The following is a 25,683-nucleotide window of genomic DNA, read 5'->3' as shown; positions in this document are numbered from 1 at the left end:
GAGCTATGCCGAAGGTGGTTGACCATGCCGCGCGCCGTGAGGAGCTGATCTCGGCGACCTGGCGCACGATCCGCAGGCTCGGGCTGGCTGGCACCACCACGCGGGAGATCGCCAAGGACGCCGGTTATGCGCACGGACTGCTGGCCTACTACTTCCCCGACAAGGACGCGATCCTCGACGCCGCGCTGGAGCGTGCTTACGAGGCGGCGCGCAAGCAACTGACCGCCCGCCTCGCAGGTCGTTCCGGCCGCGACGCGGTGCGGGAGGTGTTGCTGGCGGCGCTGCCCATCGGCGACGCCGCCGTGGAGACGCAAGTACTGGTCATGTCGTGGGGCGCGATGGCGACGTCCGAGGCGACACGGGCGCGGCGCCACGCCAGCTTCCGCGAGTGGCGCGACACCGTTCGCGTGCTGGTGCGCATCGCGGCCGCGCTCGGGGAGATGACCTCCGAGCAGGACCCCGAGGAGATCGCCGACGCGCTGGTGGCGCTGGTCGACGGGCTGACACTGCACGGGATCATGAACCCAAAGGAGTATCCGGAGCGCCGCCTGGTCGCCACGGTCGACAACCTCCTTGACCGCTACCGCTGAGCCGTCCCTCATCTCTGCCTCCAAGAGCTCGCGATCAGGGCCGCGGCCAGGTCCGGCGCCTCGGCCATGGGCAGGTGACCGACGCCCGGCACGGTGTGCAGCTCAGTGCTCAGCGCCGCCGCCGTCTTCGCGGCCGCCCCGTGAGGGCAGGTCCTGTCGTGCTCGCCGCGCGCAACGAGAACGGAGCAGCCCACCTCTGCCGCCGCCTGCCGGAAGTCGGCAGTGAACCCCGCTTCCAGCAATCGGGCGACGGTTGCCGGCGAGTTGGCGGCAGCCACCCGGTTGGCCTCAGCCACCAAGCCGGGATCGGCATCGGGGGGAAAGGTCCACTCGCGGGCGATCGCAGCGAAGAAGCCCATGACCCCGGCGCGGGCCAGAAGGTCCAGGGCCGGTTTCAAGATCTCGGGAGCCGGGTCCAGCGCGGTGCCGAACATCGTGACCGTGGCAGCCCGGCCGGGGTGTGCGGCGGCCACGGCCAGGGCGAGGCCGCCGCCGAAGGAGGAGCCGACGAGGTGGGCCCTCGGCCAGCCGAGCCAGTCGATGACGGCGAGCACGTCGGCCGTCTGGCGCGCGATCTCGAAGGAGCCCTCGCGGGTGGAGCCGCCGTGCCCCCGCAGGTTCATGGCGGCCAGCGCGCGGTCGCGCGGCAGCAGGTCGAAAACGGCGCTCCAGACGTCGGCTGAGCTGTTGAGCCCGTGCAGGAACAGCACGGGCGTGGCGGTGCCGCCCTCCCGCACCACGACGGCCAGCCGACCGCCGGGCACCGTGACCATCACCGCCCCGTCTCCAGCGGCACGTAGTCGAGGACGTTGCGCTGGAAGGCCTGGATGCCGCGCTCGTATCGGTAGGCGATCGGGCCGACGGAGAAGCGCGGCGACCTGATGCCCACCTGTACGGCTTCGCAGCAGAAGACGTCCTCCTCGATCAGGTCGTACGTGCGCTCCTTGCGCAGGACCCGCCTGGTCAGGTCGCCCACGGCTGCCTTCAGCCCCGCCACGGCGAGCTTGCCGTTCTGGCCGGGCTGGAAGCGGGTGCGCATCTCGAATGTGGTGGTCTCGGGGCCGGTGGGGATCACCTCGATGCTCGACCACCAGACGGCCGAGGACAGCACGAACAGGTTGGGGAAGATCAGGCCGAACGCGGAGCCGTACCAGCGGGGCTCGGTGGCGATCGGCTTGAGCCCGGCCTCGGCCTCCATGGGTGTCAGCTGACCGGGCTTGAGCGGCGGCTCGTAGAAGAACCAGTGCCGGTCGCCGCAAGCGGCCTGTTCCTGCCGCTTGTGGTCGTAACCGACCAGTGTCTCCTTGTGTACGTAGCCCAGGTGATAGTTGTCCAAGGCGTTCTCCATGAACACCTTCCAGTTGGCCTTGATGTGGTACCGCTGCGGCTCCCCGAATTCGGCGAGCTGTTGCGGGTCGTAGGGCGCCATGCGGTCGGGCAGGTCTGCCAGCCAGTCGGTCAGCGGCTCCGGGGCGGGATCCGGGTGGACGAACACCAGACCGCGCCAGACCGCCACAGAGGCTTGGTGCAGGCCGAGCTTGGAGCGGTCGAGGTTCGGATCGACCTCGTTGCGCTGGGTGACGGCCAGCAGGCAGCCGTCCAGCCCATAGGTCCAGTTGTGGTACGGGCAGACGATCTGCTTCTCCACCACCCCGCTGCCCGACAGGACGGCGGTGCCGCGGTGGCGGCAGACGTTGTGGAAGGCGCGCAGCTCGCCGTCCTTGCCCCGCACCACGACCAGCGGATGCCGCCCCACCTGAACCGCCCGGTAGGCGCTTGGAGATTTGAGGTCGTCGGTGGTGCCGGCGTAGCGCCAGGTGCAGCTGAATAGCTCCAGTTGCTCCCGTTCGTACCAGTCGGCGTCGAAGTAGGCACTCGGCGGGAGGAACTGCGTCGCGGTGTCCGTCATCCCACTCACCCTTTCCTGGACAGGGGTCCAATATCCGTTGTTGAACTTCTGTTCAAAAACAGCCCATAGGAGTACGGCTCAGCCGAACAGCCGGTGCAGTTGCCGGTCGACCAGGCGCTCGGCCATGGCCGGGGGCAACCCATCGGGATCGGCGCAACCGTGCAGCGCAACCCCATCGACCAGCGTCCACAGCAACGCCGCTTCCTCATCCGGATCCCGGTCGGCCGCGACCTCTCCGGCGGCCTGTGCCTGCGCGATGGCCGCGGCGAGGTCGGCCCGGGCTGCGGAATACAGCGCAACCTGCACTCTGCGCAGAGCGGGATTGCTCACCGCCCTGCCGCAGAACACCTGATAGACCCTGATCTCAGCGATGCGCTCGTCGTCCAGCGCAAGCAGCTCCAGCAGGCAGCGGCGCAGGCGCTCCCTGACCGGGCCGCCCGCCTCCCAGGCTTTCTTGAGCCGCTCCACGAGCTGTGCACCGAGGAACTCGAAGGTCACCAGCAGCATCTCGTCCTTGGACGGGAAGTAGCGCTGCACGAGCCCCACCGAGACCCCCGCCTCCGCGGCAACCTCGGCCACTGTGGCCCCCTCCATCCCGCGGGCCGCCATCACCCGCATGGTCGCCTCCACGACCTGGCGGCGGCGCTGTGCGTGATCGGCAACCCTCGGCATAGGAATAAGCGTACGGGGATATTTTTATTTTGTCGAGCACGTTCTCCGAGAGCCCGCATCTCCTTCTCGATCCCAGCAGGATCCTTTGAGCGCAACACCATCCGTGAAGGACCGTGTGGCACAGCGGGCCGAGGCCCGACTCGATCTCTCAGCGTGATGGAGCCGGACCAGCTCATCGAATCCACGCCGCCCAAGGACGACTCTGATGGTCCGATGCGGAAGGACACGATGACCTGGGACCTGGTCGGCAACTTCACGACCCAGACGGAGCCCGAGAGCCCGTAACAGGGATCATGAGTTGGCCCTCTTGAGGTGCCTCCAACAGATCAGGCTGCAGGCCAACGAGACGAAGGCGACGTGGAGTTCGAGGCGTCGTTCTCAACGCACAACGAGCCGTTTGAACTGGTGGAGCAGAGCGAACGTCTGCTCCACGACGTAGCGGAGCTTGCCCAGCCCCTTGATGTTCGGGGCGCCCTTGCGGGGGATCACCGGCCGGATCCGGCGGCGACGCAGCTCGCGCCGCGTGGCCCGGGAGTCATACGCCTAATAGGCGCTGTGGGTTGGCTTTTGGGTCAGTCCCAGCGGGGGCCGGGCGAGACGTCTGGTCTGTATGCAGCGCCTGCGAGTGCTTCGACAAGAGGGACGCGTGCGCGGCCCCTGCTGTTTCGGGCGCGGTCGCCGTACCGTGCCGTGGTTCGAGCCGTTCCCAGGGCCACCTCCCGATCAACCGGAGCCGTAGAGCTCTTCACGAGAGCGAGGCCCCCGGGCTCAGCTGGGGCCACGGACGGCTGGTGGGGTGGTGCGCCAGCAAGCGCTTCTATTAGGTCGCCGGGTGGTCCTGCCGCGGCTCGATGCCGAGGGATAGCAAGGCTCGAAAGGAGCGCGCGTTGCACGTGACCTGCGGAATCGACTGGGCTGAGGACCACCACGACATAGCGGTGGTCGACTCCAACGCCCGACTGCTCGGCAAGCTCAGGATCAGCGACGACGCGGCGGGCTTCCAGGACCTGCTGCAACTGCTCGCTCAGCACGGCGACAGCCCGGACGATCCGATCCCGATCGCGATCGAGACCTCCCGCGGACTCCTGGTGGCCTGCCTGCGGGCCTCCGGCCGCCACGTGTATGCGATCAACCCGATGGCCGTCGCCCGCTACCGTGACCGGCACGTCGTCTCCCGCAAGAAGTCCGACCACCAAGACGCCGTCGTCCTCGCAAACATCCTTCGGACCGACGCAGAGCTCCACCGGCCGCTGCCGGACGACTCCGACCTGGTCAGGGCGATTGCCGCCCTCGCCAGAGCCCAGCAGGACGCGGTCTGGGACCGCACCCGAGCCCACAATCGGCTCCGATCGCACCTTCGTGAGTACTACCCGGCGATCCTGGAGGCGTTCGCCGACAAGCGGGAGCGGCTGCTGGCACGTGAGGCCCGCGCGATCCTGGTGATCGCGCCCACTCAGGCCGAGGCGGCTCGGCTCACGCGCACTCGGATCAGGGCCGCCGTCACGAAGGCAGGACGCCAGCGCCGGATCGAGGCCGAGACCGACCGTCTTCTCGAGATACTCCGCCGGACCCGTCTCCGCCAACCGGTCCTGGTGGAGACGGCAATGGGGCGCCAGACACTTGCCCTGCTCGCCCAGCTCGACGCCGCCTGCCGGGCATCCGACGACCTGGCCCGCGACACCGAGGAACTCTTCCTCCAGCATCCCGACGCGGAGATCATCACAAGCTTTCCGGGTCTTGCCGTGCTCACCGGCGCGCGGATACTCGCCGAGATCGGCGACGACCGCACCCGATTCGACACGGCCCGAGACCTGAAGGCCTACGCCGGAAGCGCGCCAGTGACGCGGGAATCCGGCAAGAGCCGCCGCGTCAGCCACCGCCGGATCAAGAACAGCCGCCTGGCCGCGGCCGGTCGGCACTGGGCATTCGCCGCGCTCACTGCCTCACCCGGAGCTCATGCTCACTACAACCGCCGGCGGGATACCGGAGACCGCTACCACGCGGCCCTCCGCCACCTGTTCAACCGCATGCTCGGCCAGCTCCACCACTGCCTGACCACCCGCCAGAAATTCGACGAAGCGATCGCCTTCGCCCAGCCGGGCGGGACCCCACTCGCCGCAGCTGCTTGACCCGATAGCTGCATGGGGTGTCTTGTCGGCCCGCACCGACTCGGGACGCCGACGCGGACGGCCGGGACGTCCAGCAACCGGCGGGACGCCATCGACCAGGGCCAGGGTCTGGGTGATGTCGTTGATGTTCGCCGCAGTCGTGATCACCCTCAGCGGGGTGCCCTTCCCATCGCAGATCAGATGGTGTTTGCTGCCAGCTTTCCGCCGGTCGACCGGCGACGGACCGGTCGCGGCACCCCCTTTTTCGCGCGGACGTGGGAGCCGTCCACGCACGCGCGCGACCAATCGAGTTCGCCGGCCGCGTTCAGACGGGCTAGCAGGAGACGGGCAGCTGCTCGAAGACCCCGGCCTGCTGCCAGCGGTCCAGGCGCCGCCAGCAGGTCTGTCCGGAGCCGAACCCTAGCTCCAGCGGCAACAGTTGCCAGGCAATATCGTTGGCCAAGACGTACAGGATGCCCTGCAGGCACAGTCGGTCGTCCACCAGCTTCGGGCCCCGCGATCGCTCGGGCCAGGGCGGCAGCAGCGGTTCGATCAGTTTCCACAGGTCGTCGTCCACCATCCCTGGTCGAGTACTCACACGGCCTTCAGCGGCCGGATCGTCACACGGACACGCTCGCCCAGCACACCTCACCAAGATCGCGTTACGAGCTCCAAGGGCAACCTGCCGAATGCGGACCCGGCCGAGTTCACCACCACCTACGTCTACGACAAGATCTACCAGCCGACCGACGTGCTGAACGCCCGACCAGCACGAGATCACCTACGCGCGTATGGCGACGTCGGCGGGCTCGCGGTGCGCTCACGGCCTCGGGTGGCCACCAGCCCTTACCAGCGCCCCCCGCATCCCGGATCTGCGCCTGCCCGAGGCGATCACGGCGCTGCGCAGCGGCGACTATCGCAATCCCGGCGAGCTGCCTGACGGGCCCGTGCTGGTGGTCGGCCCGCGCGTGTGGGCCGGCCCAGGACGACTCCGGCCAGGACGAGTGCCAGCCCGCACAGTTGCTGGACGGTCAGCACCTCTCCGGCGACTGCCGTGCCGAGCAGCACGCCGGTAACGGGGTTGAGCAGTCCGACCAGGCCCACTGTCCCTGCGGGCAGGTGCCGCAGCCCGGTGAACCAGGCGGCGAAGGCCAGCGCGGTGGCGACCAGGGTGACGTAGCCGCACGCGAGGAGCGCCGGTGTGGAGAGTGCGGGCGGAGGGCCCTCCACGGCTGCGGCGACCGGCAGCAGGAACAGTCCTCCTGCGGTGAGCTGCCAGGCGGTCGAGGCGAGCACATCGGCACCGGTGTTCCACCGCTTGGTCAGGATGTAGCCGAAGGACGACACGAGCATGGCTGCGGCCGAGGCGAGGACTCCCGGTACGCTCACCCCTCCCGCCCCTGTGAGCAGCATGAGACAGACCCCGCTGAGCCCGATCGCGGCGCCGGCCAGGTGCGCGAGGCCGGGGCGCTCGGACACCAGGGCCCAGGCGATGAGCATCATCGCCAGCGGGGGCACCGCCATGACGGTCGAGGCGATGCTCGTCGGGAGCAACTGGGAGGCGGCATAGACGAGTACGAAGAACACGCTCACGTTGAGCAGCCCGAGCACCGTGGACCGCCACCACCAGGCGCCGTGCGGTCGCTGCCTGCACAGGCCCAGCAGGACGAGGCCAGCGGGCAACGCCCGCAGGGCGGCCCCGTACAGCGGGCGGTCCGGCGGCAGGAATTCATGGGTGACGCAGTAGTTGGCTCCGCAGGTCACCGGCGCGACAGCGGTCAGTGCCACCCACCGCATATTAGCTTCTATGGAAGACAATATAGCTTCCTGGGAAGCTATCGTGGTGTCCATGGATGATCCGCAACCTCTGGACCGCGTAGCCCGCATCCAGGCCGACTGGCGCCGCGAACGGCCCGACATCGACATCGCTCCGCAAGGCGTGATCGGCCGACTGCACCGCTTGGCCGACCAGCTCACCGAGGAACTCTGCCTCGTCTACGGGCGCTACGGACTCAGCGAGGGAGAGTTCGACGTCCTGTGCGCACTGCGCCGCGCCGGTGAGCCCTACGAACGGGCACCCGGCGAACTCGCCGCCCACACCATGGTCACCACCGGCGCGATGACGAAGAGAATCGACCGCCTGGAGCGCGCCGGACTCGTCACCCGCCGCCGTTCCGACGACGACCAGCGCAGCCGGATCGTCGCGCTCACCCGGCCCGGACGCGAACTTATCGACCGAGCGTTCACCGACCACATGCGCAACGAACGCCGCCTGCTGGACCTGCTGACACCCGCCGAGACCCAGGCACTCGAAGGGCTGCTCACAACCTGGCTCTCCCGCGTGGAAAATCCGCATCCGTCTGACAGCAAGTGACCCACTGCCCGCAACCGCGGCTCCGCCCTGCTCGGCTGGGTCGGTGAGGACGCCGCGCCGGTGGCCGGAGCCTTGCAAGTCAACCCGTGCGCCCGTAGATCCCGGCCAGCCGATGGAAGGCGGCCTTGGGCTCCCAGGCATACGGGTCGGCCGGGTCGGTGCGGGCGATGCCGTAGCTGGCCATGTCCAGGTCGTGGCGCGGGTCCGGGGAGTGCGGGTACATGGGTTCGGCGAACTCGAAGACGAATGCCCCGTGGACGTTCTCGGCGTCGAAGAGGTGGAGCAGCTCGGCAAGGTAGTCGGCCTGTACCTGCTCGTTCCTGGTGTAGCCGGGTTTCACCTTCGGCCGGGCCGCCCGCCAGTTGACGATTCCGTCGCCGTTGGCGCCCTTCGCGTCGGCGCCGGTGTAGGTGCAGCAGCCGAATTCGGTGATGACCACCGGCTTGCCGTACCCGCGCAGTGTGGCGAGTTCCGCGGTATAGCGTGCGTGGTTGCCCGCGTCGCGGTAGAGGTTGACGCCGACCAGGTCGAATGGCGTCCAGTCGACGCCTTCCCAGCTGCCCGCTCCGTAGCTGACCGGGCCGTGGAAGTGCTGCCTGGCCAAGGTGACCGCCGCGCGGAGATGGGAGTTCAGCCGCCGGTTGTAGACCCAGAGCAGTAGTGGCCAGGTGACCGTGAGCACCACCGACCGGATCGGGAACCGGCCGCCGGGGACGACGCCCGGCATGAAGATGCTCAGCTCGCAGCCGACCGACAGGGTGACCTTTCCGGGATTTCGGCGGCGCAGGTTCTCCGCGGCGACGCTCAGCTCCTCCAGGTGCGCCAGCGTCCGTGCGCGGCCGGTTTCGGCGAAGCGGGGCTGGATCCACACCTCGAGGCCGCGTTCCAGGGCGAGCTCGGCGGCCTCGCTCAGACGGCCGATGTCGGTGCCGAACACGCAGACGGCCGTGCAGTGCAGCTCCTCGGCGATGACGCGCAGGTCTTCGCCCGCGTGGGCGGCGTCCCACTCCGGCCGCGACAGGGTGCCGGGCACGTAGGCGGTGCCGACGTCGTAGTTGATCCCGCGCACCGGCAGACCGCTCACGGGCTCGGGCGTCGCCCGCGCCTTCTCGATGAAGGATCGTGGGTTCTGGTTGGCTGACTGGTTTCCTGAATGCATAACCACCGTTGTCCTCGGTCGTTGAGGGGGCGTGGAGGGCGTGCGGCCAGGTGGTCGCCGAGCCTGCGGAGGTGGGCGGAGGCAGAGCTCAGAAGGTGCAGCGCGTAGAGAGGCCCTGGGTGCGGCTTCAAGAAGAAGGAAGAGAGCGGCGCAGGGAAGAGGCGTGGGTGCTAGGGGAGGGGGAGAGTGTTTGCTTGGTGTTCGAGTTCGGGGAGGCGGGAGGGGTCGGTCAGGAGGGCTGTGAAGGCGAAGTCGACGATCTCGGGCGGGCTGACCGCGATCTCCGGCAGCGCCAGCGCGTCGAACAGCGCCAGCACGAGCCGCGCCCCCGACACCGAGTTGATCGGCCGCACGTCGCCCTCGCGCTGCCCCTGCGCGATCATCTCGGTGACCTGCCGTTCGAGCCGTTCGGTCAGCTTGCGTTCGGCCGCGAACCGGTCGCGTTCCAGTTCGGGCGTGGTCAGGATGGACGCCAGCACGTACGGCGAGTCGAGCAGATGCTCCAGCGACTCCCGCAACCAGCGATGCAGCTTGACCACCGCCGGTGCCGCCACGACGTCGAGTGAGTCGCCTACGGCCAGCGGCCGCTCGAGCCCCAGCTTCACCAGCGCGGCCAGGATGTCGTCCTTGGCGGAGAAGTGCTTGTAGATGGCCGGCTGCTGGACGCCGACGGCGGCGGCGATGTCACGGGTGGAGGTGGCGGAGTAGCCGTGGACCGCAAAGAGCCTGGCGGCCGTGCGGAGGATGCGCTCGGCCGACGGGCTCCTTTTCGATGCGGGCATGCAGGTCAGACTAGCCGGTCACAGTTCGGTGGCGGCCCGGATGCGGGCCATCGCCGCCTTGAACTCGGGCGCGTCCATGACCGGCACCAGCGTCATGGCCTTGACCATGCTGCCGGTGAACTTCATCCGGCCGCGGGCGAAAGCGGCCTCCTCGGTCAGTTCGCCCCGCTCGATGCGGACACTGTCGTCGTAGGTCATGGTGATCGTGTAGTCGGGTTTGTCGAGGATGCCGAGCGCGACGTCGGTCACCCGGCCGTGTTCCAGCACCCAGTAGTAGTGCACGGCGCGTGCGCCGGTCAGGATGTACTGCAGGCGGGCGTTGGCGCCCTGGCGTTCCGGCAGGTCCTGGGTCTCCTTGAGTACGAGCCTTGTCCAGTCCTGGGTGAGGTAGCGCGCCATGTCACAGCTCCCCGGGCCAGGCGTCGCCCTCGCGGGTGAGGGCGCGTGCCAGGTTCTGGTAGAAGACGATCACGCCGGGCTCCTTGGGGCTGAGGTGGCCGCGCTCGGCGAAGCGTGAGGAGACGCCGCGCTGCACGGCTTCGAGTCCTGTCTTGTCCTCGTCGTTGACCATGGCGGTGATCGTCTGCTGTGCTCTGGCGAGGGCCTCGGGATCCACGGAAGCCACCAGTTCGGGCGGCATGAGCACGCCGCCGACCACCTGGATCCTGTCGATGGACTGTGGGATGAAGCTGAGCCAGACGATCTGGTCGCCCATGGCGAGGAAGCCGCCGGTCGGGAATGACAGCAGGGCCATCCCGTTGGCCTTCTCCAGCTCGCCCAGTTCGAGCGCCTCCGACTCGATGGGTTCGGCGAACGGGGTGCGGGCGTGCATGACCCAGGGCGAGTACTGCTTGATGTAGGGGGTGCCGCCGCCGGGTAAGAACGGCTCCAGCGTCTCCCGATGCAAGCCGATGACGTGGTAGTTCTCGTAGCCGTTCTCCAGCGCAAGTTTCCAGTTCGCCTGCCATTCCTCCGCCACAGAGATGACCTGGACCAGATCGCCGAGCCGGTAGTTGACGAATTCGGGCGCGGCCAGGTCGAGGTGCGGGCCGATGGGTTCGGCGGCGGCGTCGAGGTTGACGTAGACGAGGCCGTTCCACTCCTCGACCGCGAAGCCGGGCAGTCGGCAGTTCTTCTGGTCGAAGTCCTTGTTCCCGCCCATGTGCGGCGCGCCGCGCAGCCGCCCGTCGAGGCCGTAATTCCACAGGTGGTACGGGCAGGTGAAGGAGTCGGTACGGCCGCTCCCCGGCTCCACCAGAGGCATCAGCCGGTGCCGGCAGATCGGCGACATCGCGTGCAGCGCGCCGTCGGTGCCGCGGGTGACGACGACCGCCTCGCCGGCGATGGACAGCGCGACGTAGTCGCCGGCTTCGGCGAGCTGGCCGATGTGAGCGACGAGCATCCAGGCGCGGCTGAAGATCCGCTCCCGCTCCAGCTCCCACATCTCAGGCGAGGTGTAGGCGCGCGGCGGGAGACTGATGGCCGGCGGGTCCTCGTCGAGGTAGCGGCGCAGCTCGGCGAGGATCTCCCCGGTTCCCTCTGTAGTGATCACGGTCATGGTGAACCCTCTCGTGACGAGTTATCAATCGATAACCTTGAAGCCAAGGTATCAGTTGATAACCGTTCGTCAATGGGTGAGACCGAAGCGATCAAGCGGTGAGGGCATATCCCTCCTGGTAGAGGGTCTGGTGGACACGTTCGTGTTGTCGGGCAGGGTGGTGGCGCCAGTAAGCGTCGAGATGACCGTTGGCGGTCACCGCGCGGAGTTTCAAGACCGCGTCGGCGAGACCTCAGTGCGCTCCGGCGAGGGCGAATCTGTCGGCGATCAGGTGGCGGCAGGCGCCGATCACGCCGGTCGCGATCGGCCATCCCGCTTCGAGTGCTTGCTCATGGCGCAGGTGCTCGGTGTTGCCGGTCAGGTAGCGGATGCAGGCGTCGATGCCGTCGCGGCGTCGGGCGCTCAGTGTGGAAGCCTGCGTGGTGAGGGCGGTGACGACCTGGTCGGTGTGCCTGGCCAGTGGCGCCAGGGCGTGAGTGGCGCCCCAGTCCTCGGTGGCAGGAGCAGCGGGCGGGCGCAGGCGCCAAGCAGCCGCCCACAGCCTCTCCGCGACGTGGATGAAATCGATGACGATTTGAACGTGCACGTCGCGGCGGGCGGCTTCGGCGGTGATCACAAAAGTGGCCGCCAGGCCCAACGGGCGGGGCGTCATTCGGGACATGGTGTCCATCAGCGCCCGCCCCGCCGAAGCCGAGGACCGTGCGGTGCCTGGTCATACGTGTCTGATGGAAGAACCTTGTGTGTCGACAGCCCCTGGACTGGCGATGCGCTCGATGCGTGGTTGGGCGAGTTGGACGTAGTCAGCACCCGAGATGACTGCTGAGCGGTCGAGCCGGGCGGCGTTGAAGTAGAGCTGTGGCTGGGCGACGACCTCGGGGTCGGCGACGAGCTCGAGGGCGGGATCGAAGGCGAAGGGAAGGACGGTGCCGGGGACGGTGTGGGCCAGTCGTTCGGCGGTGGCAGCATCGCTGAATCCCACGTAGCGGGCGTCGAACAGCGTGCGGATGGCGTCCAGGTCGACGCGCCGGTCTCCTGGGATGACCGCGAGCACGTGGCGGGTGGTCCGCCGATCGATCTTGACCCTGAGGATGATGCACTTCGCTGCGTGGGACACGGGGTGCCCGCGCAGAGCGCTGACCGAGTCCGTGGTGCCATCCGGTTCGTGATCGATGAGCCGGTAAGGCGTCTGAGTGGCGTCGAGCAGGGTGATCAAGCGCTGGTAGGTGTCATTGCCGGGCACGCTTCGTCCTCTTTCATGGTTCTTGCTGTAGTGGTGCGGTGGGTACGTTCGATGGCCTGTCCCCAATAGGTTCCGGCGATCATGAGCATGGCGCCGATGGCGGCCCAGGGGGTGAGCCGTTCGCCGCCGAGGCTGATCCCGATGGCGACGGCCCAGATGGGTTCGGTGCCCAGCAGCAGGCTGGCCCGGCTGGCGGAGGTGCCCTGCACGGCCCAGGTCTGGGCGAGGAAGGCGAACACACTGCAGAACAGGGCGAGATAGACCAGCTGGGCCCAGGTGGTGGCACTGCTGTGGGCCAGGCCAGGCAGGTGGGTGACGGCCGGGGCCAGGCACAGTGCCGAGCCGACGACGGTTTGGGCGGTCGTCAGGTGGAGCGGGTCCATGGAGCGGCCCGCGGTGAGCCGTCCGACGAGCGCGACGTGCCCGGCCCGGACGACTGCGGCGGCGAGCATCAGCACGTCTCCGAGTCGTGGTGCGTGCAGCCCGGTGCTGGAGGTAAGCAGCCCGACGGCCAGGACACAGAGGCCGGCGGCAAGGAAGAACGTCCAGGGCAGCCTGCGGCTGCCGGTGCGGTCCAGCAGTGGCGTCAGCACAATGGTCAAACTGATGATCAGCCCGGCGTTAGCGGCGCTGGTGTGCGCTACCCCGTAGGTCTCCAGCACGAGAACGGCCGCCTGGGTGACTCCCAGCAGCGACCCGACGCGGACCTCTTCGCGGGTCCAGCGGCGCTTTCGGCGGCGGGAGGCGACCAGGGCGCCGCACGCGAGCGCGGAGATCGCATACCGGGCGAAAAGCACCGTCATGACCGGGAGCGCGGCGGTGGCCGTCTTGGCCGCGAGATAACTGGATCCCCAGACCAGCGCGACCAGGAGAAGTACCGCATCGGTACGGCGGGTAACTTGCATGCCCCCACGCTGCCCCACCGGATCGTTGAAGGGTAGGACCAACTTCTAAAACGAAGCTGTAGTTCGCCTACACTGTCAGGATGGATGAACGGCAGCTGCGGATCCTGCGTGAGCTGGGAGATCTGGGCAGTGTCAGCGCGGTCGCCGAGGCTCTGCACGTGACGCCTTCCGCGATTTCGCAGCAGCTGCGGCTGCTGCAGCGCTCGATCCCCGTCCCGCTTACCGAGCGTGCCGGACGTCGTGTGGTGCTGACCGACGCCGGGCAGGCCCTGGCCGCGGCGGCCATCGAGGTGGAGAGCGCCCTGGCCCGGGCACGGCACACCATCGCCGACTTCGCAGAGCAACCCGACGGCAACGTATCGGTGGCTGCGTTCCACAGTGCAGCCTCCGCATTCTTCCCGATCCTGCTACGCAGCCTCGCCGGCCAGAACCGCCCCCGCCCGGCGCTCGCCGACGAAGACGTCGCTCAGGACCGCTTCCCCGCTCTCACCCGTGACTACGATCTCGTGCTCGCTCACCGCCTTGACCATGGCCCGCCATGGCCGCGCACCGTGACCTCCACCACGCTGCTGCATGAGCCCCTCGATATCGCCTTGCCTGCCAGCCACCCACTGGCCTCGAAACCGCTGCTTACGCCGCGGGACGTGGCAGACCAGCCGTGGATCACGGTCCACGACGGCTTCCCGCTGATGGCCACCATCGAGGCCATCGCCAGCGTCGCCAACCGCCGCCTCGACATCGTCCACCGCATCAACGAGTTCGCAGTGGTCGCCGAGGCCGTCGCCGCCGGCGGCGGCCTCGCGCTGATGCCCCGCTGGACCGCCCGCCCGCACCCCGACGTCGTCCTCAGGCCGCTGAGCGGAGTACACGCCAGACGCCACATCGACGTCCTCCACCGGCCCGAGCGCACCGCCCGCAAGGCCGTCCGAACAGTCCTAGCCGAGTTGCACCGCGCCGCCGCAGAAATCCAGGGTCGAGAGACCTGAGCCGCTCCTGCTGCCGGTCTCGATGTGCACACGCCGACGAACAGCCGGGAGTGATCAGGCGCCCTTCGTCAGTCCTGCCGCCGGATCGGCGGCCCCCCCCGGAAGCATGGGGCGGGCACGGAAAACGACACGGTGAGTTCGAGTCGCTTGTCCACCACGAGTGTCAGCGGATTGAGTGGGTCGGGAGCGGGCACTGTCGTCTCCTGGTCGCGCCGGTTCGCGGCCGCCGCGGTCGATCTATGGGGCGCGCGGTCTTCTTGCAGGTCAGCGCAGCTTCGGGGAATTAGGCAGTTAGTCATGTTGGCATCGGAACAGCATGGTGTCCCAGATGATCGGGTCGATCTGTTGCTCGCAGCAAGGGCAGCGGTCCGGTGCGGTGCTGCTGTCCACGAAGTACGGCCCAGGCATAGGCGAGTGGCGGCTTTCCGGCCACCGAAGTGGCCGGAAAGCCGCCTGTGGTCACCGCAGCGAGATGTGCAGGATCTCCGAGACGCGCCGGTATCCGGCGCGCTGGGAGATCCGCTCGGTGTCGTCGTCCTCCGGCATGAGGAACGGGGTGGTGATCCCGACGCTCGGGCAGGCGCGCGTCAGCGCGGCGTGGAGCGCGGAGGCGATCCCGCGACGCCGGTACGCCACGCGCACACCGATGGCGGCGAGCTCGCTCACGCCCTGGTGAGGCGGACCCATCTGGCCGCCGCCCACGCCCTGGCCGCTCGCAGTATCGAGGGCGAGGGCTACCAGGCCGCCGCGGTCCAGCACACTCCGGAGCCGTGCGACGTCGTGCTCGCCGGTCACCGGCTGCTGGTACGCCTCGCCCTGCGCCTCGGCGACCTTCCGAAGCTGCGCGTCGGTCTCGGCGAGCAGGACCTCGACCGGCCCGGCGACCCGTGGCGCGGGCGCGTCCGCGGGATCACATGTCAGGATCGGCAGCCGCCGTTCCGCGGTGAACCCGGACGCGACCAGGGCGTCCTCGACGAGCGGGGCAGCGGCCGGAAGGTACTCCAGACGCGGCGTCCGCGATCGGCTGGTGAACGTCTCGACGAGCCGACGGACCTGGTCATCGGTCGGTTCGGCCCCGTCGTCGGGGATGGCGTAGTTGAAGAAGAGTCCGGCGTCGTGGGGGTCGATGCCGACGGTGAACGGTCCGGTGCGAACGGCTCGGCCACCGCGGCCGGTGGCAGCGGCGCGCAGGTAGGCGTGCGCCTGGGATTCGAATGCGAACACGAAAGATCTTTCTTGGGTCTGAAGACGGGTTCCGTGAGAACGGGCCGCCCAGCAGCCAACACCGGATCCGTGTCCGGCGGAGTGGCGCAGCGGCCCGTCAGCGGGTCGCAGGCACAGGCATCGTCCTTCCGTGTTCGAGATACGGCGCAACGGACGCTAGGCGTCCGCCCCACGGAGGGCAACCGATATATACCGGCCAAGCCCTGCCGGGAGAGCCGGATCGTCGCCCATACCAGCGGCAACTCGCGCCGGCCAAGCGCGACGCCCAGAGGAGCCAACTACCGTGCTCAGGGGCCAACCGAGCACAACATGCCTCACACCCATCAGAGTCATTGCACTTGCTGTGTCCCACACAGGCTGTGTCGCTTTCGCGGGGCCTCGCCCGGTGGTGCGCCTCGCGTCCTCGTCGGCCATCGTGTCTCTTTCGGTGATTCATCACGTGATGGAGATCACGCGTCGGTGTCGTCGTCCCCTTCCGTCTCTTCCTCGGCCTCCTCTGATGCTGCTTCGGCCCCCTCCGATTCCAACTGGTCGACGGTTCCCTTAAAGCCCTCCACGACTGAATCGGATTCGTAGACCTGAGGCAAAGGAGGCAGGTCGTCACGCTCTTTGTGGCGACCGTCGTCGTCGCCCTTTGTGTCAGTGGCCAAGACTGTCCTCCAGATGCGGTAGGCATGCTCGCGGGGTCCCGCCGGTATTGCTCCAGGATTGAACGCTAAGGGCTCTGGCCAACGCCGAGTATCGATTTGATCACTGACGGCCTCGTGGTCGTGCCGTCTACCTATGGCCGCAGGTTGACAGGCCGTGTCAGTTGAGTACCTATCGGATGATCAGGTCGCCCGGTACGGGCGGTTCGCGGGTGAGCCGTCGGTTCAGGAGCTGGAGTCCTTCTTCAGGCTGGACACCGAGGCGTTGGAGATGGCCCGGTCGAAGCGCCGTTCCCATAACCGGCTGGGCTGGGGAGTGCAGTGGGGACGGTGCGGATGCTGGGCACGTTCCTTTCCGAGCCGGCCGCGGTGCCGACGTCGGTGGCGGACTTCGTCGCGGAGCAATTGGGGATCGACGATCCGTCGTGCCTGAAGCTGTATCCGGAGCGGTTGCCGACGCAGCACGAGCACGCGCGGGAGATCCGGAAGCTGCTGAAGCTGCGGGACTTCGAGGAGGGCGACCTGCCGCTGCGGGAGTACATCGCGGGGCGGGTGTGGGTGTCGACGGAGGGGCCGCGGGCGCTGTTCGACCGTGCGGTGACATGGCTGCTGCGCAACCGGGTGCTGCTGCCGGGGATGACGCCGCTGGCCTACCTGGTCGCGGAGGTGCGGCGGGGTGAGCAGGCGCTGATCTACTCGGTGGCGGACGCGCCAGTGACACCGGAGTTCCGCCGTGAGCTGCTGGGGTTGCTGACGGTGCCGGAGGGCTCGTCGGTGTCGGTGCTGGAGCGGTGGAGGAAGGCGCCGAGGGACATCTCGGGACGGGGCCAGAAGGCCGCGCTGGAGCGGGCCCGGGACATCCGCGCGATGGAGGGGCGGAAGCTGGATCTGTGGCGGGTGCCGCCGGTGAAGCAGGCGGAGCTGGCCCGGTACGGGCTTTCCACGCACGCGCCGACGCTGCGCCGGCTGGCGGAGCCGCGGCGGACCGCGACGCTGCTGACGACGGTGCGGCATCTGGAGCACTCGTCGGTCGATGACGCGCTGACGCTGTTCGAGCTGCTGATGGCCACCAAGCTGCTGGCCCGCGCGGAGCGCGAGGAGGGCAAGGCCCAGCTGAAGGGCATGCCGAAGCTGCGGAAGGCCGTGGTGAAGCTCAGGGGCGCGGTGACCATCATGATGGACACCCCCGTCGTCGCGGAGAGCGAGGGGGAGCCGGTTCCGCTGAGCATGGCCCAGGCATGGGAGCGGATCGAGCAGTTCGTCACGCGTGAGGAGCTGGCAACGGCCATCGTGGCTCTGGGGGAGGTGTTCCCCGAGGGCGACGACGAGGACAGCGATGCGCTGTGGCGCAAGCAGTTGCTGGACCGGTACGCCACGGTGCGGCCGTTCACGTCGCTGCTCGCGACGGTGGTGCCGTGGGGCGCGAGTGAGGCCGGCACGTCCGTCGTGGAGGCACTGCGCGAGCTGCCGAAGGTCCAGGCGCGGCGTAAGCCGGGGCCCGAGCACATCGACTCGACGCTGTTGCTGGACGCCACGTGGCGGCGGCTGGTGCTCGGCAACCCGGTGTTGGTGCCGAACGGGCTGATCGACAAGCAGGCGTGGACGTTCTGCGTGCTGGAGGCCCTGCACACCGCGCTCAAGCGCCGGGACGTGTTCGCCAAGGGCACCGACGTATGGGGTGATCCGAGGGCGCGGCTGCTGACGGGACCGGGGTGGGCCCTCGCGCGGCCGAAGGTGCTGACTGCGCTGGAGCTGCCGAACACCGCCGACGAACACTTGGGCGAGCTTGGGGCGCTGCTGGATGAGACGTACCGGCATGTGGCCGAGGGGCTGCCGGGGAACGCGGCCGTGGACATCGTCGGCGGGAAGATCCGTCTGGACCGGCTTCAGGCCGAGCCCGAGCCCGCTGGATACAAGATGGTGCACGACGCCGTGCAGGCGATGCTGCCGAAGGTGGACTATCCCGAGCTGCTGCTGGAGGTCCACGCCCACACCGGCATGCTGAACGCCTTCGAGCACATCAGCGGTAAGGTCGCCAGGCCGGACGACCTCGACATCACCCTGACCGCCCTGTTGGTGCACAAGTCCACCAACATCGGTCTGGAGCCGGTCATCAAGCCCGGCGACAAGGCTCTGACCCGGTCGCGCCTGACGTCCGTGGACTGGGGGTACTTCAACACCCCGGGCATCAGCGCGGCCTCGGCGCTGATGGTCCAGAAGCAGGGCGAGATCGACATCGCCGGCGACTGGGGCGGCGGCCACGTCGCCTCGGCGGACGGGATGCGCTTCACCGTCCCGGTCCGCTCCCTGCATGCCCGCCCGAACCGCAAGTACTTCTCCACCGGGCGCGGGGCGACCTGGCTCAACGTCGTCTCGGACCGCGTGATGAGCCTGGGCGGCATCGTGATGCCCGGCACCCTGCGCGACTCCCTGGGCATCCTGGACGCGGTGTTCAACCTCGACACCCGCGAGCGGCCCGAGATCGTCATCACCGACACCGGCTCGTACAGCGACCTGGTCTTCGGGCTGTTCGCGATCTGCGGCTACCAGTTCTCCCCGCGGATCGCCGACATCTCCGACGCCCGCCCGTGGCGCTTCGACATGAGCGCGAACTACGGCCCGCTGGAGCCGGTCTCCCGGCACCGGGTGCAGGCCGAGCGGATCCGCCAGCATTGGGAGGACATGCTCCGTGTCGCCGGGTCGTTGCAGACCGGGAAGGTGCGGGCGTACGACCTGCTGCGGATGATGATGGCCAGCGGCGACCGCATGACCGGCCTCGGGGACGCGTTCGCCCACTACGGGCGGATCTTCAAGACCCTCCACCTGCTCCAGTTCCTCGACTCTGAGGCATACCGGCGCATGATCGGCGTCCAGCTCAACATCGGCGAAGGCCGCCACTCACTGGGCCGGCGGATCTTCTTCGGACGGCTCGGCGAGCTCCGCCACGGCTACCGCGACGGCATGGAAGATCAGCTCGGCGCCCTCGGCCTCGCCCTCAACGCCGTCGTGTGGTGGAACACGCTCTACACCGATGCGGCGGTCAAGAAGCTGGAAGCCGGGGGCGTGACCATCTCCCCCGAGATCCGCTCACGCCTGTCCCCGCTGGTCCACGAACACATCAATTTCCACGGCCGCTACCCCATCATCCGCTTCCACAGCGACGGGGCCCTGCGGCCCCTGCGGGAGCCGGGCGAGTCCGAGGAGTAGAAGGACGGGTACGCCCTGGGCGGGGGCCGTCACACTTCCCGTCCAGGGCACCGGCTTCGGAAACAGGACGTTGACACCCCTTGAGGCTCATGGGGCCGCTCGTCCACTCGGGGCAGACAGTCATCATCCCAACACGCCCTGAGCGTGGCACGGACTCAGATGCCGCCACTGCGCCTCGCAGACACGATCCACAGGTCTTGACAATGGCTTGCATTCTCCCAGGTGGGGAGGGGGGTGAAGCCCGCGTCGGTCATGATGGCATCTCTTTTCCAGTAGCCGCAGCCGATCACCAGCGGACGAGAACGAGTTCGACAGCGAATCCGGGGCCCATGGCTGCGACGAGCCCATGAGTGCCGGCCGGGGGCGGGCTTCCCATCGCGGTGTCCAGGACATCGAGGACTGACACGGACGAGAGATTGCCCCGGTCGGCCATGGAGCGGCGGGTGAGTACGGTGGCGTCCGGCGCGAGGCTCAGAGCCCGTTCCACCGCGGTGAGCACCTTCGGCCCGCCGCCGTGGATGATCCAGCTGCCGATCCGGTCGGTCGTCAGCGCATGCCGGGAGAGGAAGGAGTGCACGGCTTGGGGCAGGTGTGCCTCGGTGAGCGCGGGCACCTCCGGCGCCAGACGGATCCGGAAGCCGTGGGAGCCGATCGCCCAGCCGAGCGCATCGTCGCTGTCAGGCACCAACCAGCTCGCGCCGTCCACTAGTTGTGGCCCCTGACGCTCGCCTGCCCGGTGACCGCCCGCCGCCACCACGACCGCCGCGCCGTCGCCGAACAGGCTGCCGGCGACGATGTTCGCTATCGATCCGTCCTTCTGCTGGTAGGCCAGGGAGCAGAGCTCCACTGCCAGCAGGACGGCGATCTGGTCCGGGTGCGCGCTCAGGTAGTCGCGGAGCAGGGCGAGACCCGCGGCTCCCCCGGCGCAGCCGTTGCCGAACAGCGGAATGCGTCTGATGTCCGGCCGCAATCCCGTCCGCTGGGCCAGTCGTGCTTCCAGCGAGGGTACGGCCAGCCCCGTCACGGTGGTGCTGATCACCGCGTCGACGTCCCCCGGACGTACCCCGGCCTCGCTCAGGGCTCCGGTCAGGGCCTGCTCGCCGAGATCCAGGGCGGTTTGCAGCCATACCTGGTTGGTCTGTGTGAAGTCGTCGAGATCGGCCAGTTCGACGAGCTTGCCCAGGGGCAGGGACAGATGGCGCGTGGCCACGCCCGCGTTGGCCTCGATCTTCCGCAGCATCAGGACGCCGGTCGCGGAGTTCATGAGCGTGGTGCGCGCCAGCGTGGCCATGATCTCGTGCTGGGGGTAGCGGTACGGCGGGAACGCCGTCCTGATCGCCCTGATCCGCGGAGCGGGCGAGGGGCCTTCCGGCGGTCGTGCGTGGCGGTATGTGGTCTGGGTGGTGGAGTCTTGCGTCGGTTCCCCCATCGATTACCCTCCGCTCTTTCCCGGGTGTGCGGTCAGTTTCTGTCATGACGGCGGGCACCAGCACTCCGCGTACGAGTACGGCGTCCACGGCCCCGCCCAGCGCCACGCCGATGCCGATGAGCTTGAGCAGGGCCACGTCCGAAGTGCCCATGGCCGCCGTGGAGACCGCGACGGCCGGTGGGGCGGACGTCATCAGTCTGCCGGTGCGGCCGATGCCGTCGACGATCGTGGTGCGGTTGTCTCTGCAGCGCACGTACTCCTCGCGGATCCGGCCCAGCAGGAACACCTCGTAGTCCACCGACAGAGCCAGGGTGATGATCAGGACGAACAGCAGGGGCGAGGCATCGAGGGTGTGTGTCACCGTGAAGCCGCCCAGCAGGGCGCGGCCATAGCCTTCCTGGAAGATCAGGACGAGGGCCCCGAGGCTGACGGCCGCCACCGTCAGCGCCTTCAGCGGCGCGATCACGCTGTGGGTGAAGGCGCCGAGCAGGAGCGCGAGTCCCACACCCAGCGCAGTGAGGCACCACGGCAGGGCGCCCGCAACGGTGTCAGCGACTTCGGCGGCTCGGCCACCCACGCCCACGGTGCCGGGTGCGGGCAGGGTTCGTACGACGCGTACGGCCGTGACATCCGCCAGGTCCTCCAGTCGGCCGGCGTAGGCGTCAGCTCCGGCGGCGGCCTGCGGACCGGTGACCACCACGGTGAGGAGCCGGTCGGGCGAGGCGGCGAACGCGGCGCGCATGCGCTCGGCCGCGGCAGCGGCCGGAGCGGTGGGGGGCAGCTGCCTCAACGCTCGCACTCGCATCCTGTCCGTCTCAGGGGGCCGTGAACAGCAGGACGGCGTTCTGCCCGCCGAACCCAAAGGAACAGCTGATAGCCGTCTTTGTGTCGACCGGGCGCGGGCGGCCGGCCACGATGTCCAGCTTGTACTCGCCGTCCTGGCCCTGGAAGTTCGCCACCGGCGGGATGAGGCGGCGGCGCAGGGCGAGGACGGTGTACGCGGCCTGGATCGCTCCAGCCGCGCCAAGAGCGTGACCGATTACGCCCTTGGACGCGGTCACCGGTGGCACGTCGTCACCGAACGCCCGGGTCAGGGCCGCGGCCTCGGCGGCATCGTTCAACGGTGTCGACGTACCGTGCGCGTTGACCAGACCCACGTCACGCGCAGCGCAGGCCCCGTCCTCCAGCGCGGCGCGGACCGCACGGACCGCTCCGGCACCGGCCGGGTCCGGGGCAACCGGATGACGGGCGTCCGCACCGGCTCCATAACCGCGCAGCAGCGCCTGCGCCGGAACGCCGCGGGCCTTTACCTGTGTGAGGCGTTCCATTACGAGGACGGCGGCGCCCTCGCCCAGGACGAAGCCGTCCCGCGCCGCGTCGAACGGCCGGCTGGCCAGCTCCGGCCGCTCCCGCTGTCGGGAGAGCGCGCGCATCCGGGTGAAGCAGGTCGCCGTCATGCGGGAGCGCCCGGACTCGCTGCCGCCTGCCAGGACGATGTCGCAGGTGCCCGACCGCAGCAGATCCCGTGCGACACCGATCGCGGTCGCGCCGGACGCGCAGGCGCTGGAGGTGATGAAATTCGGCCCCTGGGCGCCCAGATCGATCGCGACCTCGCCGGCCGCCATGTTCGGCACACTGCGCGGCAGCGCCAGCGGTGAGACGCGCTCGGGGCGGCCCGCGCCGAGGTGGCCGAACTCGGTGACATAGGTACTCAGGCAGTTCGAGCCCACACCCAGCACGACGCCCACGCGCTCGGCCGGCCAGGACGTGGGGTCGAGCGCGGCGTCGGCGACGGCTCGCCTGGCGGCGACGAGGGCGAACTGGATGAACCGGTCCACCCGCCGGGCGAACGACCGTCCCAGTTCAGCGACGGCGTCGAAACCGGGTACCTGGCACGAGAAGTCGACGGGCAGTCCGGCGAGTTCCGGATCGGAGGCGGCCAGGGAGCGGCCCCGGCACAGAGCCGCCCAGTTGTCCTCGGCGCTGTGCCCCGCGGGAGTCACCAGACCCAGTCCGGTGACCGCGACCTCAGCGCGCACGTTCGAACACCTGGGCGGCCTCGCCCAGCGTGGCTATCGGGGACAGTTCCACGGCGTCCTCCGGCAGGACGATCCCGAGCTCCTCCTCGGCCGCCACCACGAGTTCCATCAAGGACAAGGAGTCCATCCCGAGGCTTTCGAATGTCGTCGCCGCCGTCAGCTGCTGCGGGTCCGCCTTGACGTCGAGATGACTGGTCAGCAGGGTGACCAAACGCTCGGGAAGCACCGGCTGGATGTCCTGTCCCACTTCCTGTGTCATGCCGTGACCTCCTGTGCAGTGGTGCGGGAACGCCCTGGACCGTCACCGGCGTTCATCCGCTCGTACAGTTCTCGCGCGCGGGACGCCTGCGCCCGCAGCGACTCCAGGTGCTGCCCCAGTCGCTCCTGGGCCTGCTCGCCGGCTGGGCCGAGGCCGGACAGAGACACATCACTCCCAGGGCGCGCAAAAGGGGCCGCACGACGTGCTGGTGGTGGACATCGAGGTCGAAGATGCCGGCGGCCGCGACCCGCAGAGCGCGGGCGCGGAAACCGGGAATCGTCGTGCCCGGCATCCTGAAGTCGCAGATCACGTCGGTCAGGGCCGTCAGCGCGTCGTCCGGGAACACGCGGAGGGCGTCGGCGTACAGATCCCGGCAGAAGAGCATGTGCAAGCTCTCGTCTGCGGCGATACACGCCATCAGCTGTTCACCCACCGGAGCACCGCACATGACGCCCACGTTGCGGTGCGCCTGGCAGGTCGCCAGCTCCTGCACCGTCACGTACGACAGCGCATGCAGGACGGTCGGCAGGTCGCTGCGGTACCCGGCCGCCCGCATGCCGCATCCGTAGCTCCTCAAGGGCCACCGGGTCCATCGCACGACGGGCGAGACGGGAGAAGACCGGCGCCCCTGTTACCGACCGGTTGATCCAGACTCAGGGCGCTGTCACGACGACCACTTCTGAACCAGTGCCGCCAGAAACACTGCTACCGGTCAGGCAGGCTGCGGTCTGGTTTGCCAGCCGGAGAGGCAGAATATTGATGGCGGCACCCGAGTAGTGCCCATTGATGATGGTGCCCTCGGCATGTCCGACAATGTGGCCTTCCACGCGTTCGGCAGTGAACGTGTTCACGTTGAACGCGCTGGTGGTGCCGTCCGACCACTTGAGCGTGCCATGGTGGTTCGGATCGGTGACGGTGCCCTGGCACTGAGTCACAAAGGTGCCGTCGACCTGAGAGGACACCAGTAGCCTAGTAGGGGCATCGGCACAGGGCACAGGCGGCACAAATGTCGTATCGCTGTGCAAAGTGACCGTCTGCGCGCTCTGGGTGATGGGCGGACTGTAGCTGGAGCTAGCAGTTCCCAAGCCAGCAAGGATGTGAGTCGGCATATGTGATGCCCCTTTGCTTGTCGTCACTTGTCACGGAACGCCTGCCCTGTCCAAGCAGGGCGGGACGGTGAGAAGACACCTCCAGACCAAGCGAATCCTGCCCCTGGCCCCTTCGGGTCTTCCTCACAGGAGGGGCGGAACTCGTCCGCATACATACCGAATCCCCACCGTCCCCTCCGGGGCACACGTACGACGGAGGGGCGCACGAAGCAGACTTGGGGCGTACGTCATCGGGGTATCGCCGAGGTGAGCCCCAAAGCCGCCAGTAGTTGATCTTGAGCCTTGGTCTGACCAGGCCGGCGCAATCAACCCGGGACATGACACGTCACCCGGGCAGTCACCTCACGTGCCGTACTCCGGCAACAGCCCCTCCAGCGCGTATACACGGTCTTCCCTGCTCTGTCGTGGCACGCTCAGGGCCATGGTCTACCGCTACCAGCACAAGGCTGTCCCGATCACCGTCGGGCAGCTCCGCCCCCTCTTGTCCGGGCTGGAGGACACCACCATGATCGAGGTCGTCGTCCCCACAGGCCCCAGCATCGAGTGCGGCATCGGCGACGAGCCGCCGCTCATCCTGACCGGCGGCTCCGGCGACTGGACTGTAGAGGAAGAGAGCGGCAGGCCGGTCCTGACCCTGAACGCCGACTACCCGCCAGGTGCATACAAGCGACTGGACGACGGCCGCCACGTTCCCGATCATGGGTAGCGCGTGATGTGTCGGTGGACGGCTACGACACGGTCGGGCGCATTCCGGCTGCCCCCTCAGGTGGAATTCTGTGGCGCCTCGACGACTCGTCCGTGCTCCCAGGCGGTGAGCACACGCTCTCGGCCGTCCGTCTCCTCGATGACGCGGATGACCACCTGCTCATCGGAACCGTAGAGGCCGACCCAGTCTCGCCAAGTCCGGAGGGCGGTGGTGTCCGAGGTCCACTCCCCGGTGACCTTCGGGCCGTTCGCGGTGAACTGGAGGACGGCGAGGTACTTGGTCACCGGGCTGGTTCCGTCTGCTCCACTGTGCGCGGGGCGGGGAGTTCGCCGGCCTGGAGGCCCGCGAAGTCGGCGTGGGCCTGGGCGACGGCTTCGGGGTATGCCTCACGCTTGGCGTGCTCGGCGAGCGCCCGGTAGATGCTGGCCACCGAGGGGTTCTGTCCCTTGCGCTTGCCGGTGGGGATGATCAGGTCGGGCTGGATCTGCTCGACGGACTCGCCGTTCGCCCTCCGCCGGAGCACGGTGTGCAGCATGTCGTCGGTGATGACCGGCGGTCGGCCACCGTGCTTGCCCTTGCGGGCCGCGGTGTCGAGCCCCTCCAGCGTCGACTCGCGGATGTTCACGCCGCCGCACGAGCCGTCACCCGCGGCTGGCAGGGTGAGCGACGAACAGCACACCAGCCGACAAGCAACCCGGACATGGTGCTCGATCTGCCCGGCCTACTCGCCGACCACCTGCGCACTCCTGCGAGGTCGAGCCTGAAGACGGCGTCAAGGGC

27 protein-coding genes and 3 pseudogenes are annotated in these 25,683 nt (G+C 68.7%); 7 read left to right on the top strand and 23 right to left on the bottom strand.

Features of this window, described 5'->3' with window-relative positions; translation table 11 throughout:
* Window positions 1-5: 5 nt before the first annotated feature.
* Window positions 6-590 (top strand): TetR/AcrR family transcriptional regulator, encoded by a 585-nt coding sequence (locus ACQUSR_RS02090; protein WP_431040799.1) that lies wholly within the window; start codon window positions 6-8, stop codon window positions 588-590.
* An 8-nt stretch (window positions 591-598) separates the two neighbouring features.
* Here the strand turns inward: ACQUSR_RS02090 and ACQUSR_RS02085 are convergent, their stop codons facing one another.
* The 3 genes from ACQUSR_RS02085 to ACQUSR_RS02075 form a co-directional block, all read right to left on the bottom strand.
* Window positions 599-1,363: an alpha/beta fold hydrolase gene (locus tag ACQUSR_RS02085; protein WP_431040798.1), complete on the bottom strand. Its 765-nt coding sequence runs from the start codon at window positions 1,361-1,363 to the stop codon at window positions 599-601.
* On the bottom strand, window positions 1,363-2,499 hold the full coding sequence (locus ACQUSR_RS02080; RefSeq protein ID WP_431040797.1) for an aromatic ring-hydroxylating oxygenase subunit alpha: 1,137 nt from the start codon (window positions 2,497-2,499) through the stop codon (window positions 1,363-1,365). The genes ACQUSR_RS02085 and ACQUSR_RS02080 overlap by 1 nt, the downstream gene beginning before the upstream one ends.
* Window positions 2,500-2,577: 78 nt before the next feature.
* Window positions 2,578-3,171: a TetR/AcrR family transcriptional regulator gene (locus ACQUSR_RS02075; RefSeq protein ID WP_431040796.1), complete on the bottom strand. Its 594-nt coding sequence runs from the start codon at window positions 3,169-3,171 to the stop codon at window positions 2,578-2,580.
* Between the two features lie 153 nt (window positions 3,172-3,324).
* Here ACQUSR_RS02075 and ACQUSR_RS02070 point away from each other — a divergent pair, with 153 nt between their 5' ends.
* A complete protein-coding gene (locus tag ACQUSR_RS02070; RefSeq protein WP_431040795.1) occupies window positions 3,325-3,456 on the top strand; it encodes a hypothetical protein in 132 nt (43 codons plus the stop codon).
* Window positions 3,457-4,022: 566 nt separating this feature from the next.
* Window positions 4,023-5,300 carry an IS110 family transposase gene (locus ACQUSR_RS02065; protein WP_431040794.1) on the top strand — a complete coding sequence of 426 codons (1,278 nt, stop codon included), beginning with the start codon at window positions 4,023-4,025 and terminating at the stop codon, window positions 5,298-5,300.
* Window positions 5,301-5,333: 33 nt separating this feature from the next.
* On the opposite strand, the pseudogene ACQUSR_RS02060 reads toward ACQUSR_RS02065, so the two are convergent.
* From ACQUSR_RS02060 to ACQUSR_RS02050, 3 genes and pseudogenes are all read right to left on the bottom strand, one after another.
* Window positions 5,334-5,573: pseudogene (locus ACQUSR_RS02060) on the bottom strand (transposase); the annotation flags it as partial.
* Window positions 5,574-5,613: 40 nt separating this feature from the next.
* Window positions 5,614-5,877: a transposase gene (locus tag ACQUSR_RS02055; protein ID WP_431040793.1), complete on the bottom strand. Its 264-nt coding sequence runs from the start codon at window positions 5,875-5,877 to the stop codon at window positions 5,614-5,616.
* Between the two features lie 293 nt (window positions 5,878-6,170).
* Complete coding sequence (locus ACQUSR_RS02050; RefSeq protein ID WP_431040792.1) at window positions 6,171-7,076, bottom strand: EamA family transporter; 906 nt, start codon at window positions 7,074-7,076, stop codon at window positions 6,171-6,173.
* 52 nt (window positions 7,077-7,128) lie between these two features.
* Here ACQUSR_RS02050 and ACQUSR_RS02045 point away from each other — a divergent pair, with 52 nt between their 5' ends.
* Complete coding sequence (locus ACQUSR_RS02045) at window positions 7,129-7,653, top strand: MarR family winged helix-turn-helix transcriptional regulator (protein ID WP_431040791.1); 525 nt, start codon at window positions 7,129-7,131, stop codon at window positions 7,651-7,653.
* 79 nt (window positions 7,654-7,732) lie between these two features.
* On the opposite strand, the gene ACQUSR_RS02040 is transcribed toward ACQUSR_RS02045, so the two are convergent.
* The 7 genes from ACQUSR_RS02040 to ACQUSR_RS02010 form a co-directional block, all read right to left on the bottom strand.
* Window positions 7,733-8,737 carry a hypothetical protein gene (locus ACQUSR_RS02040; RefSeq protein WP_431040790.1) on the bottom strand — a complete coding sequence of 335 codons (1,005 nt, stop codon included), beginning with the start codon at window positions 8,735-8,737 and terminating at the stop codon, window positions 7,733-7,735.
* A 245-nt stretch (window positions 8,738-8,982) separates the two neighbouring features.
* Window positions 8,983-9,594, bottom strand: a complete 612-nt coding sequence (locus ACQUSR_RS02035; protein WP_431040789.1) for a TetR/AcrR family transcriptional regulator — start codon at window positions 9,592-9,594, stop codon at window positions 8,983-8,985.
* An 18-nt stretch (window positions 9,595-9,612) separates the two neighbouring features.
* Complete coding sequence (locus ACQUSR_RS02030; RefSeq protein WP_431040788.1) at window positions 9,613-9,993, bottom strand: SCP2 sterol-binding domain-containing protein; 381 nt, start codon at window positions 9,991-9,993, stop codon at window positions 9,613-9,615.
* Window position 9,994: 1 nt separating this feature from the next.
* The gene (locus tag ACQUSR_RS02025) at window positions 9,995-11,152 is read right to left on the bottom strand and encodes an aromatic ring-hydroxylating oxygenase subunit alpha (protein ID WP_431040787.1); all 1,158 of its coding nucleotides are present in this window, start codon (window positions 11,150-11,152) and stop codon (window positions 9,995-9,997) included.
* Between the two features lie 232 nt (window positions 11,153-11,384).
* Window positions 11,385-11,804 carry a hypothetical protein gene (locus ACQUSR_RS02020; protein ID WP_431040786.1) on the bottom strand — a complete coding sequence of 140 codons (420 nt, stop codon included), beginning with the start codon at window positions 11,802-11,804 and terminating at the stop codon, window positions 11,385-11,387.
* Window positions 11,805-11,864: 60 nt separating this feature from the next.
* Window positions 11,865-12,392 carry a YbaK/EbsC family protein gene (locus ACQUSR_RS02015; RefSeq protein WP_431040785.1) on the bottom strand — a complete coding sequence of 176 codons (528 nt, stop codon included), beginning with the start codon at window positions 12,390-12,392 and terminating at the stop codon, window positions 11,865-11,867.
* The gene (locus ACQUSR_RS02010) at window positions 12,362-13,297 is read right to left on the bottom strand and encodes a DMT family transporter (RefSeq protein ID WP_431040784.1); all 936 of its coding nucleotides are present in this window, start codon (window positions 13,295-13,297) and stop codon (window positions 12,362-12,364) included. Before ACQUSR_RS02010 ends, ACQUSR_RS02015 begins: the two co-directional genes overlap by 31 nt.
* Before the next feature lie 80 nt (window positions 13,298-13,377).
* Here ACQUSR_RS02010 and ACQUSR_RS02005 point away from each other — a divergent pair, with 80 nt between their 5' ends.
* Window positions 13,378-14,283: a LysR family transcriptional regulator gene (locus ACQUSR_RS02005; RefSeq protein WP_431040783.1), complete on the top strand. Its 906-nt coding sequence runs from the start codon at window positions 13,378-13,380 to the stop codon at window positions 14,281-14,283.
* Window positions 14,284-14,742: 459 nt separating this feature from the next.
* On the opposite strand, the gene ACQUSR_RS02000 is transcribed toward ACQUSR_RS02005, so the two are convergent.
* Entirely contained in the window at window positions 14,743-15,507 is a 765-nt protein-coding gene (locus tag ACQUSR_RS02000; protein ID WP_431040782.1) for a GNAT family N-acetyltransferase, read from the bottom strand.
* A gap of 449 nt (window positions 15,508-15,956) precedes the next feature.
* Window positions 15,957-16,157: a hypothetical protein gene (locus ACQUSR_RS01995; protein ID WP_431040781.1), complete on the bottom strand. Its 201-nt coding sequence runs from the start codon at window positions 16,155-16,157 to the stop codon at window positions 15,957-15,959.
* 154 nt (window positions 16,158-16,311) lie between these two features.
* Here ACQUSR_RS01995 and ACQUSR_RS01990 point away from each other — a divergent pair.
* A pseudogene (locus ACQUSR_RS01990) lies at window positions 16,312-19,361 on the top strand (Tn3 family transposase).
* Window positions 19,362-19,647: 286 nt separating this feature from the next.
* On the opposite strand, the gene ACQUSR_RS01985 reads toward ACQUSR_RS01990, so the two are convergent.
* The 6 genes and pseudogenes from ACQUSR_RS01985 to ACQUSR_RS01960 form a co-directional block, all read right to left on the bottom strand.
* Window positions 19,648-20,790 carry a type III polyketide synthase gene (locus tag ACQUSR_RS01985; RefSeq protein WP_431040780.1) on the bottom strand — a complete coding sequence of 381 codons (1,143 nt, stop codon included), beginning with the start codon at window positions 20,788-20,790 and terminating at the stop codon, window positions 19,648-19,650.
* An 85-nt stretch (window positions 20,791-20,875) separates the two neighbouring features.
* Window positions 20,876-21,532: pseudogene (locus ACQUSR_RS01980) on the bottom strand (MMPL family transporter); the annotation flags it as partial.
* A 73-nt stretch (window positions 21,533-21,605) separates the two neighbouring features.
* On the bottom strand, window positions 21,606-22,829 hold the full coding sequence (locus ACQUSR_RS01975) for a beta-ketoacyl-[acyl-carrier-protein] synthase family protein (protein WP_431040779.1): 1,224 nt from the start codon (window positions 22,827-22,829) through the stop codon (window positions 21,606-21,608).
* Window positions 22,819-23,088, bottom strand: a complete 270-nt coding sequence (locus ACQUSR_RS01970) for an acyl carrier protein (RefSeq protein WP_018543077.1) — start codon at window positions 23,086-23,088, stop codon at window positions 22,819-22,821. Before ACQUSR_RS01970 ends, ACQUSR_RS01975 begins: the two co-directional genes overlap by 11 nt.
* Window positions 23,089-23,140: 52 nt before the next feature.
* Complete coding sequence (locus ACQUSR_RS01965) at window positions 23,141-23,644, bottom strand: acyl-ACP desaturase (protein ID WP_431040778.1); 504 nt, start codon at window positions 23,642-23,644, stop codon at window positions 23,141-23,143.
* Between the two features lie 97 nt (window positions 23,645-23,741).
* Window positions 23,742-24,050 carry a hypothetical protein gene (locus tag ACQUSR_RS01960; protein WP_431040777.1) on the bottom strand — a complete coding sequence of 103 codons (309 nt, stop codon included), beginning with the start codon at window positions 24,048-24,050 and terminating at the stop codon, window positions 23,742-23,744.
* 568 nt (window positions 24,051-24,618) lie between these two features.
* Here ACQUSR_RS01960 and ACQUSR_RS01955 point away from each other — a divergent pair.
* The gene (locus ACQUSR_RS01955; RefSeq protein WP_431040776.1) at window positions 24,619-24,903 is read left to right on the top strand and encodes a hypothetical protein; all 285 of its coding nucleotides are present in this window, start codon (window positions 24,619-24,621) and stop codon (window positions 24,901-24,903) included.
* A gap of 56 nt (window positions 24,904-24,959) precedes the next feature.
* Here the strand turns inward: ACQUSR_RS01955 and ACQUSR_RS01950 are convergent, their stop codons facing one another.
* The gene (locus ACQUSR_RS01950) at window positions 24,960-25,187 is read right to left on the bottom strand and encodes a hypothetical protein (RefSeq protein ID WP_431040775.1); all 228 of its coding nucleotides are present in this window, start codon (window positions 25,185-25,187) and stop codon (window positions 24,960-24,962) included.
* Window positions 25,184-25,528 (bottom strand): hypothetical protein, encoded by a 345-nt coding sequence (locus ACQUSR_RS01945; protein WP_431040774.1) that lies wholly within the window; start codon window positions 25,526-25,528, stop codon window positions 25,184-25,186. The genes ACQUSR_RS01950 and ACQUSR_RS01945 overlap by 4 nt, the downstream gene beginning before the upstream one ends.
* Window positions 25,529-25,683 lie beyond the last annotated feature (155 nt).

This window comes from Streptomyces sp. P1-3, from assembly GCF_050613155.1.
Classification (GTDB): Bacteria; Actinomycetota; Actinomycetes; order Streptomycetales; family Streptomycetaceae; genus Streptomyces.
The sequence above is the reverse complement of the archived record's forward strand: the minus strand, read 5'-3'. Positions and strand labels throughout refer to the sequence as shown.

Bases quoted from the DNA above. Each gene is read 5' to 3' on its own strand.
- ACQUSR_RS02025 (WP_431040787.1), bottom strand. From the start codon at position 11,152: ATGACCGTGATCACTACAGAGGGAACCGGGGAGATCCTCGCCGAGCTG.
- ACQUSR_RS02075 (WP_431040796.1), bottom strand. From the start codon at position 3,171: ATGCCGAGGGTTGCCGATCACGCACAGCGCCGCCGCCAGGTCGTGGAG.
- ACQUSR_RS02005 (WP_431040783.1), top strand. From the start codon at position 13,378: ATGGATGAACGGCAGCTGCGGATCCTGCGTGAGCTGGGAGATCTGGGC.
- ACQUSR_RS01965 (WP_431040778.1), bottom strand. From the start codon at position 23,644: ATGCGGGCGGCCGGGTACCGCAGCGACCTGCCGACCGTCCTGCATGCG.
- ACQUSR_RS01970 (WP_018543077.1), bottom strand. From the start codon at position 23,088: ATGACACAGGAAGTGGGACAGGACATCCAGCCGGTGCTTCCCGAGCGT.
- ACQUSR_RS02035 (WP_431040789.1), bottom strand. From the start codon at position 9,594: ATGCCCGCATCGAAAAGGAGCCCGTCGGCCGAGCGCATCCTCCGCACG.
- ACQUSR_RS02065 (WP_431040794.1), top strand. From the start codon at position 4,023: ATGCCGAGGGATAGCAAGGCTCGAAAGGAGCGCGCGTTGCACGTGACC.
- ACQUSR_RS02020 (WP_431040786.1), bottom strand. From the start codon at position 11,804: ATGACGCCCCGCCCGTTGGGCCTGGCGGCCACTTTTGTGATCACCGCC.
- ACQUSR_RS01985 (WP_431040780.1), bottom strand. From the start codon at position 20,790: ATGGGGGAACCGACGCAAGACTCCACCACCCAGACCACATACCGCCAC.
- ACQUSR_RS02085 (WP_431040798.1), bottom strand. From the start codon at position 1,363: ATGGTCACGGTGCCCGGCGGTCGGCTGGCCGTCGTGGTGCGGGAGGGC.
- ACQUSR_RS02010 (WP_431040784.1), bottom strand. From the start codon at position 13,297: ATGCAAGTTACCCGCCGTACCGATGCGGTACTTCTCCTGGTCGCGCTG.
- ACQUSR_RS02030 (WP_431040788.1), bottom strand. From the start codon at position 9,993: ATGGCGCGCTACCTCACCCAGGACTGGACAAGGCTCGTACTCAAGGAG.
- ACQUSR_RS02080 (WP_431040797.1), bottom strand. From the start codon at position 2,499: ATGACGGACACCGCGACGCAGTTCCTCCCGCCGAGTGCCTACTTCGAC.
- ACQUSR_RS02050 (WP_431040792.1), bottom strand. From the start codon at position 7,076: ATGCGGTGGGTGGCACTGACCGCTGTCGCGCCGGTGACCTGCGGAGCC.
- ACQUSR_RS02045 (WP_431040791.1), top strand. From the start codon at position 7,129: ATGGATGATCCGCAACCTCTGGACCGCGTAGCCCGCATCCAGGCCGAC.
- ACQUSR_RS01955 (WP_431040776.1), top strand. From the start codon at position 24,619: ATGGTCTACCGCTACCAGCACAAGGCTGTCCCGATCACCGTCGGGCAG.
- ACQUSR_RS02090 (WP_431040799.1), top strand. From the start codon at position 6: ATGCCGAAGGTGGTTGACCATGCCGCGCGCCGTGAGGAGCTGATCTCG.